Below are 8100 nucleotides of genomic sequence, written 5' to 3'. Positions count from 1 at the left end.
CCAGACCAGCAACACCAAGAACGCTCTTACGCATGATCGTGTTCATCACAGTGGCTCCATTCGGGGGTTGGCACCACCACCGCCAAAGGGGGAATCGGCGGGGGGTGCAAGCACCGTCCGGCGCTCAAGAAACACAGAGGGAATTCCGGCAGCACGCCGGGAAGACTCAGACCAGGCCACGTTCACGCGGGGCGGGGGACGCCCGCACGTCGGCCGGACCATGTGTAACGACCGGCGGCCCACCATCATTCCGGGGCCCCACACACCAACCCGTCGCCCGGGGGGTGTGCGCCCTTGCTCAGCCGTACGCATGGTGTAACGACCCCGGCCCCGCCACGATTCCACACCCACGATGCCCCCGGTCACACCCCGAAACCGGACACCGGGATATCACCGCCCACCCCCTGGCCCAACCGCCTTCGCAGATCAGACGACACCCCCGTTCGCCGCCGGTTGCCACGAGCACCCCCACAGACGGGACAGCCCGACCACACCCACCCGGCACCGGCCGACGCGACCGCCGTACCGCAAAGCCGACATCCAGGCACGCACGACGCGCAACCACCGACGGGGCACACCCCACCCCCACGCACCGCAAGCCGACGCCGACCACCGCCGCAGCGCAAGCCAGATGAACACCCCCACCGCACCGCAAGCCAACGGCGACCTCAGCCCCACCCCGGCCACAGACCGCCGCCGTGCGCCGATCCCGCCCCACCGCCGTACCCGCGGGACTAGCCTCGACAGGAGGGCCGGGCGCGACGCCTGCGGAGGTGATGTCGGATGGCCGCAGCCACCGACGCGGCGGTGCTGGTCGGGCTCGGCTCGGAGCGCAACCTGCCAGTGGTCAGGCTGGCCGCGCAGGAGGCCGCCGAACACGGCCGGCCGCTCTGCCTGCTGCACGCGTTCAACTGGACGGCGGCGCTCAAGGCCCCGTCGATCGCCGGCCCGCGCGCCGAGGCCGAGGAACTGATCTCCCGGGCCACCGAGATCGCCAGGGAGGTCGAGCCGGCCCTGCCGATCAGCGGGGAGATCATCGAGGGCGCCCCCGTCTCCACCCTGGTCCGCAGGTCGGAGTCGGCGTTCCTGCTCGCCATCGGGGACGCCGGCATGGCGACCTGCGGCGACTGCGTGCCGGCCGACGCGGCGGCGGTGCAGCTCGCCGCCCGGGCCGGCTGCCCGGTGCTGGTGGCGCGCCGGGACCCGCCGCCGCAGGGCCCGGTGCTGGTGGGGGTGGACGGCTCCGCCAGCTCCCGGGGGGCGCTGGAATGGGCGTTCGAGTGCGCGGCCCGGCGGGAGGCGCGGCTGCTCGCGGTGCGGGTCGTCGAGCCGGAGGAGGCCACCGAGGATCCCGACGTGCTCGTCGGCTTGGTGGCGCGGTGCGCGGACCGGTTCCCGTCGGTCGCGGCGGAGTGCCACACGATCCGCGGCGACCCCGGCACCGTCCTGGTGGAGCAGTCCCGCTCGGCGCAGGTGGCGCTCGTCGCCGCCCGGGGCGACGAGCCGTGGCGCGGCATGCTCGGCGCGGTGAGCCAGGCGCTGCTCTACCACTCCCCGGCGCCGGTGATCGTGGTGCGCGGGCTGACGGGGGTGCCGGGGGACAGGGCGTAACGCCCGCCCGGCGCAGGACCAACGGCCCTGACCGACAGCGGCGCCGACCGGGAAAGCTGAGATCGGCCCGGACGAATCCGCTCCGAGGATGCAGGATTCCCCTACCCGCGAGAGGCTCATGCAGCATGGACACCGCTCTCGACCTGCACAGCCCCCTGACCGAAGACGAGCTGCGCCGGCTGGACGCCTACTGGCGGGCGGCGAACTACCTGACTGTCGGGCAGATCTACCTGCTGGACAATCCGCTGCTCCGCGAGCCGCTGGCACCCGAGCACGTCAAACCGCGACTGCTCGGCCACTGGGGCACCAGCCCCGGCCTGAACCTGCTCTACGCCCATCTCAACCGGGTGATCGTCGCCCGTGACCTGCGCGCCATGTTCGTCACGGGCCCCGGCCACGGCGGTCCGGCGATCGTCGCGAACACCTGGCTGGAGGGCACCTGGAGCGAGCTGTACCACCACATCGACCGCGACGAGGCCGGCATGGCCCGGCTGTTCCGCCAGTTCTCCTTCCCGGGCGGCATCCCGAGCCACGTGGCGGCGGAGGTGCCCGGTTCGATCCACGAGGGCGGCGAGCTGGGGTACGCGCTGAGCCACGCCTACGGCGCGGCGTTCGACAACCCCGACCTGCTGGTCGCCTGCGTCATCGGCGACGGGGAGGCGGAGACCGGCCCGCTCGCCGGGAGCTGGCTGTCCAACGTGTTCCTCAACCCGGCCCGCGACGGCGCGGTGCTGCCCATCCTGCACCTCAACGGCTACAAGATCGCCAACCCGACGGTGCTGGACCGGATCCCCGCCGACGACCTGCTCGACATGATGCGCGGCTTCGGCTACCAGCCGTACGTGGTGGAGGGCGACGACCCCGCCGTCGTGCACCAGACGCTCGCCGCCACGCTGGACCGGGCGCTGGACGAGATCGCCGCCGTCCAGCGGCGGGCCCGCTCCGGTGGCGCCGTCGAGCGGCCCCGCTGGCCGATGATCGTCCTGCGTACGCCGAAGGGCTGGACCGGGCCCCGGGACGTCGACGGCAAGCAGGTGGAGGGCACCTACCGCTCGCACCAGGTGCCCCTGTCCGAGGTGCGCAAGAACCCGGAGCACCTGGCCGAGCTGGAGCGCTGGCTGCGCAGCTACCGACCGGAGGAGCTCTTCGACGCCACGGGCGCGCCGGTCGCCGAGCTGGCCGAGCTGCCGCCGAAGGGCGAGCGGCGGATGAGCGCCAACCCGGTCACCAACGGCGGGCTGGTGCTGCGCGACCTGGCGCTGCCCGACTTCCGCGACTACGCCGTCGACGTGCAGCGGCCCGGCGAGACCGTGGCCGGGGCGACCGGCGCGCTCGGCCCGTGGGTACGCGACGTGATCACCGCCAACCCGCAGACGTTCCGCCTCTTCGGCCCGGACGAGGTCGCCTCGAACCGGCTCGGCGCGGCCTTCGAGGTCACCGACCGGGCCTGGATGGCCGGCACCCTGCCCGGCGACGACCACCTCTCCCCCGACGGGCGGGTGATGGAGGTCCTCTCCGAGCATCTCTGCCAGGGCTGGCTGGAGGGCTACCTGCTCACCGGCCGGCACGGCATCTTCACCAGCTACGAGGCGTTCATCCACATCGTCGACTCGATGCTCAACCAGCACGCCAAGTGGCTGAAGGTGACGCGGGGCATCCCGTGGCGCAAGCCGGTGGCCTCGCTGAACTACCTGCTCTCCAGCCACGTGTGGCGGCAGGACCACAACGGCTTCTCCCACCAGGACCCGGGCTTCATCGACCACGTGATGAACAAGAAGGCCGAGGTCGTGCGGGTCTACCTGCCGCCGGACGCGAACACCCTGCTCTCCACGATGGACCACTGCCTGCGCAGCCGGCACTACATCAACGTGGTGGTGGCCGGCAAGCAGCCGGCGCCGAACTGGTTGTCGATGGACGAGGCGGTCCAGCACTGCCGGCGCGGCATCGGGATCTGGGACTGGGCCAGCACGGACGCCGGCAGCGAGCCCGACGTGGTGCTCGCCTGCGCGGGCGACGTGCCGACGCTGGAGACGCTGGCCGCGGCGGACCTGCTGCACAAGCACCTGCCGGACCTGAAGGTGCGGGTGGTCAACGTGGTCGACCTGATGCGCCTGCAGCCGCCGACGGAGCACCCGCACGGCCTGTCGGACAAGGAGTTCGACACGATCTTCACGCGGGACAAGCAGGTCATCTTCGCGTACCACGGCTATCCGTGGTTGATCCACCGGCTCACCTACCGCCGGACCAACCACGACAACCTGCACGTGCGCGGCTACAAGGAGGAGGGCACCACCACCACGCCGTTCGACATGGTGATGCTCAACGACCTGGACCGCTTCCACCTGGTCATCGACGTGATCGACCGGGTGCCGGGGTTGGCCGCCCGGGCCGCCCACCTGCGCCAGGAGATGGTCGACGCGCGCCAGTCCTGCCGCGACTACACCCGCGAACACGGCGAGGACGACCCCCGGGTCGCGGAGTGGCGCTGGGTTCGCGAGACGGACCCGGCCCTGAGGGGTGAGGCATGAGCGGCGACGAGATCCTGGTCGGCTACGACGGCTCCACGGACGCCTCGGTCGCGCTGGAGTGGGCGCTGGAGGAGGCCGGCCGCAGCGGACGCCCGGTCCGGCTGGCGTACGTCTTCGAGTGGCTCACCGTGGCCGGCTGGGTCGGTCCGGGCGTCGCCCCGGGCATCTGGCCGGACGACACGGCCCGCCGGCAGGTCGAGGACCTGGTACGCACGGCGGCGGCCGACGCGTCCGCCGCGCACCCGGAGCTGACCGTCACCGGTGAGGTGTTCGACGGGCCGCCCGCGCTGGTGCTCCAGGAACGCTCGGCGCAGGCCGGCCTGCTGGTGCTGGGCACCCGCGGGCACGGCGGCTTCGGCGGGCTGCTCGTCGGCTCGACCGCGGTCGCGGTGACCGCTCACGCGCACTGCCCGGTCGTGGTGGTCCGCCGCGAGGCCGCCGCCGGCGGACGGGCCGGGCACGTCGCGGTCGGCGTGGACGGCTCCGAGTGTTCGCTGCTGGCGCTCGGCTTCGCCTTCGAGCAGGCCGCGGCCCGGCGGGTGCCGCTGCACGTGGTGCGGGCCTGGCAGCCGGGGGCCGGCCAGCGCCCGCCGTCGGGTCCCGAGGCGCGCGAGGCGACGGCCGCCGACCGGGCCGAGCTGGACGAGCCGCTCACCCGTTGGGGCGCGACGTTTCCCGACGTGGCGGTCACCGTGGAGGTGGCGGCGGGCAGCCCGGCGTCCCTGCTCGTCGACGCCAGCCGCAACGCGTCCCTGGTCGTGGTCGGCAGCCGGGGCCGGGGCGGCCTGACGGGGATGCTGCTCGGCTCGGTCAGCCAGCAGCTCATCCAGCACGCCCACTGCCCGGTGGCGGTGGTCCGGGAACGGTGAGCGGGAAGGGCATCTCGTCATCCGGTCCCGATGTGCGAGGTGCCCTCCCCCACGCCCACCGTCGGCCGGCTCCGGCAAACCGTCGGCCGGCGCCGGCGAACCCTCGGCTGGCTCCGGCGAACCCTCGGCTGGCTCCGGCGAACCGTCGGAGGGCTCGGGCGAACCGTCGGGGGGCGAAGTGCCCTGTCGTCTCGGGACCTGCGTCCCGTGTGCGGCCGGCGGGCGTGGCACAGGATGGAGCGGCAACCCCGCCCGGGGCACCGCCGGGCTGGGGCACGATGGGGAGAAACGGAAGGGTCGTGACGATGAGCCACGAGACGCCGCCTACGGGCCGCCCGCTGACCACCGCGCTCGCGGAGGCCGCCGCGACGGCCGGGCACGCCCCGTCGGTGCACAACAGCCAACCGTGGCGCTGGCGGGTGCTGCCGGACGCGCTGGAGCTGCGGGTGGTCCGCGACCCTCAGCTCACGGCGACGGACCCGGAGGGCCGGCTGGTGGCGTACAGCTGCGGGGCCGCGCTGCACCACGCGCGGGTGGCGCTGGCCGCGGAGGGCTGGACGGCCGTGGTGGAGCGGATGCCCGACCCCGACGAGGAGGACCTGCTGGCCCGGCTGACCGGGCTGGCCCGCGCGGAGGCCGACCCGGCGGCCATGCGCCTGGTGCAGTGCATGCAGGTGCGGCACACCGACCGGCGCCCGGTCAGCGACGAGCCGGTGCCGACCGCCGACCTCGGGCAGATCGCCTCGGTGGTCGCCGCCGAGGGGTGCCAGCTCCAGTTCCTCGACCGCGACAACGTGATGGAGTTGGCCGCCGTCGCCAGTCACGCCGCGTCGGTCGAGGCGGAGGACCCGCAGCTGCGCGAGGAACTGGAGTACTGGACCAGCCGCGGCGGCACCGGCACCGGCCTGCCCCCGGAGGTGCTGCCCGAGGAGGCGCCGCAGACGACCGTGCCGGCCCGCGACTTCGGCCGCCCGGGCACGCTGCCGGTCGGCCCGGGGCACGACCGGGCGGCCGTGTACGGGCTGCTCTACGGCGACGAGGACGAGCCGGACAGCTGGCTGCGCGCCGGCGAGGCGCTCTCGGCGGCCTGGCTGACCGCCACCCGGCTCGGCATCTCGGTGGTGCCGCTGAGCGGCGTGGTGGAGGTGGCGGGCACCCGGCAGACGCTGCGCGGGCTGCTGGCCGGCCTCGGCTACCCGTACCTCGTCCTGCGGTTGGGGATCGCGGACCCGGCGCACGCCGGCCCGCCGCACACCCCGCGGCTCGCCGTGCAGCAGGTGGTGGACACCTCGGCGGTACGGGGGAACGCGTAGCGCGGGTCGGTCACCCGCGGCCGTGGGGGGATAGCATCGCCCGATGGCCGCCAGCGCACCGAACCCCCGGCAGGAGAACCCTGCGACTCCCTCGCTGGGCCTGAGCCCGCTGTCCCGGGTGCGGCTCGACGAGCTGCTCCAGGAGATGCTGGACCGGGTCGGCGAGGTGGTGACCAGCCGGGAGCGGCTGCGGGCCCTGCTCGACGCGGTGGTCGGCATCGGCACCGACCTGGATCTGCGCAGCACCCTGCAGCGGATCGTGGCGGCGGCCTGCGAGCTGGCCGGCGCCCGCTACGGCGCGCTCGGCGTGATCGGCCACGACCGGATGCTGCACGACTTCATCACCCACGGCATCGACGCGGAGCTGCACGCGAAGATCGGCGACCTGCCCCACGGGCGGGGCGTGCTCGGCCTGCTCATCGACGATCCGCGCCCGCTGCGGATGCCCGACATCACCCAGCACCCGAAGTCCTACGGGTTCCCGGCGCACCACCCGCCGATGCACAGCTTCCTCGGCGTGCCCGTGCGCATCCGCGACCAGGTCTTCGGCAACCTCTACCTGGCCGAGAAGCAGGGCGGCGCGGAGTTCACCGAGGACGACGAGGAGATCGTGGTCGCGCTCGCCGCGGCGGCCGGCGTGGCCATCGAGAACGCCCGCCTCTACGCGCTGGCCCACCGGCGGGAACGCTGGCTCGCCGCCACCGCCGAGATCACCGGCGTACTGCTGGGCGAGGTACGCCGCACCGACGCGCTGGCGCTGGTGGCGCGGCGCGCCCGCGAGGTCGCCGAGGCGGAGGCCGCGCTGGTCCTGCTCTACGACCCGGACGCCGAGGAGTTCACCGTCGAGGTGGTGGACGGCGCCGACGAGCAGGCCGGCGCGCTGATCGGCACGGTGCTGCCCGCAGCCGAAACGAGCTTCGCCGCCGCCGTCGTCGAGGGCCGGCACGACCAGGTGGACGACCTGGCCCACGCCGCGCCCTGGCCGGCGCTGCTGAGCACCGGGCCGGCGGTGATCTCTCCGCTGGCCACCGCCGACACCCTGCACGGCGTGCTGGTGATCGCCCACCGCCCCGACCGGGCACCCGCCGCCAGCGACGACGACATGGCCCTGCTGGGCAGCTTCGCGGGGCAGGCCGCGCTGGCCATGGAGCGGGCCCGCGGGCAGGAGGAACGGGAGCTGCTGGTGGTCCTGGAGGACCGCGAGCGCATCGCCCGGGACCTGCACGACGTGGTCATCCAGCGGCTCTTCGCCACCGGCCTGCAGTTGCAGAGCGCCGCGCCGATGACGACGAAGCCGGAGGTCGCCAAGCGGATCAACGCGGCGGTCGACGACCTCGACGCCACGATCAAGGACATCCGCCGCACCATCTTCGAGCTGCGCACCCCGATGAGCGCGGCACTGCGCACCGAGCTCCGCGAGGCGATCGAGGTGGCCGCCGAGTCGCTCGGCTACCGGCCCGGCCTGGAGCTGACCGGCCCGATCGACAGCGCCGTCCCCGACGCGGTCCGCCCCGACCTCACCGCCGTGCTGCGGGAGGCGCTTTCCAACGCCGTACGGCACGCCCACGCCGACCGCGTGGCGGTGTCGGTGCGCGTCGACGCCGGCCGGGTGACGCTGACCGTCACCGACGACGGGGTGGGCTGCGACCCGGCCGCCGCCCGCGGTGGGCTGGTCAACCTGCGCGAGCGCGCCGAACGCCACGGCGGCGAGTTCGAGGTACGCCCAGCCCACCCCCGCGGCACCGAGCTGCGCTGGTCCGCCCCCCTCCGCGACTGACC

The 8100-nt window shown here is 74.0% G+C and carries 5 protein-coding genes; all 5 read left to right on the top strand.

Annotation, left to right across the window (positions count from 1 at the left end):
• Nucleotides 1-783: 783 nt before the first annotated feature.
• The 5 genes from ACSNOB_RS30840 to ACSNOB_RS30820 all read left to right on the top strand — a co-directional run bounded on the left by ACSNOB_RS30840 (nt 784) and on the right by ACSNOB_RS30820 (nt 8098).
• Nucleotides 784-1611 (top strand): universal stress protein, encoded by an 828-nt coding sequence (locus tag ACSNOB_RS30840; protein ID WP_436690851.1) that lies wholly within the window; start codon nt 784-786, stop codon nt 1609-1611.
• Between the two features lie 125 nt (nt 1612-1736).
• A complete protein-coding gene (locus ACSNOB_RS30835; protein WP_436690849.1) occupies nt 1737-4139 on the top strand; it encodes a phosphoketolase family protein in 2403 nt (800 codons plus the stop codon).
• Entirely contained in the window at nt 4136-5008 is an 873-nt protein-coding gene (locus ACSNOB_RS30830; protein ID WP_436690847.1) for a universal stress protein, read from the top strand. Before ACSNOB_RS30835 ends, ACSNOB_RS30830 begins: the two co-directional genes overlap by 4 nt.
• A 305-nt stretch (nt 5009-5313) precedes the next feature.
• Nucleotides 5314-6321 carry an Acg family FMN-binding oxidoreductase gene (locus ACSNOB_RS30825; RefSeq protein WP_436690845.1) on the top strand — a complete coding sequence of 336 codons (1008 nt, stop codon included), beginning with the start codon at nt 5314-5316 and terminating at the stop codon, nt 6319-6321.
• Nucleotides 6322-6364: 43 nt separating this feature from the next.
• The gene (locus ACSNOB_RS30820) at nt 6365-8098 is read left to right on the top strand and encodes a sensor histidine kinase (RefSeq protein ID WP_436690843.1); all 1734 of its coding nucleotides are present in this window, start codon (nt 6365-6367) and stop codon (nt 8096-8098) included.
• Nucleotides 8099-8100: the final 2 nt, after the last annotated feature.

Source organism: Micromonospora sp. URMC 106, from assembly GCF_051386395.1.
GTDB lineage: Bacteria > Actinomycetota > Actinomycetes > Mycobacteriales > Micromonosporaceae > Micromonospora.
The sequence above is the reverse complement of the archived record's forward strand: the minus strand, read 5'-3'. Positions and strand labels throughout refer to the sequence as shown.

Coding starts and splice junctions, on each gene's coding strand:
- ACSNOB_RS30840 (WP_436690851.1), top strand. CDS start 784: ATGGCCGCAGCCACCGACGCGGCGGTGCTGGTCGGGCTCGGCTCGGAG.
- ACSNOB_RS30835 (WP_436690849.1), top strand. CDS start 1,737: ATGGACACCGCTCTCGACCTGCACAGCCCCCTGACCGAAGACGAGCTG.
- ACSNOB_RS30830 (WP_436690847.1), top strand. CDS start 4,136: ATGAGCGGCGACGAGATCCTGGTCGGCTACGACGGCTCCACGGACGCC.
- ACSNOB_RS30825 (WP_436690845.1), top strand. CDS start 5,314: ATGAGCCACGAGACGCCGCCTACGGGCCGCCCGCTGACCACCGCGCTC.
- ACSNOB_RS30820 (WP_436690843.1), top strand. CDS start 6,365: ATGGCCGCCAGCGCACCGAACCCCCGGCAGGAGAACCCTGCGACTCCC.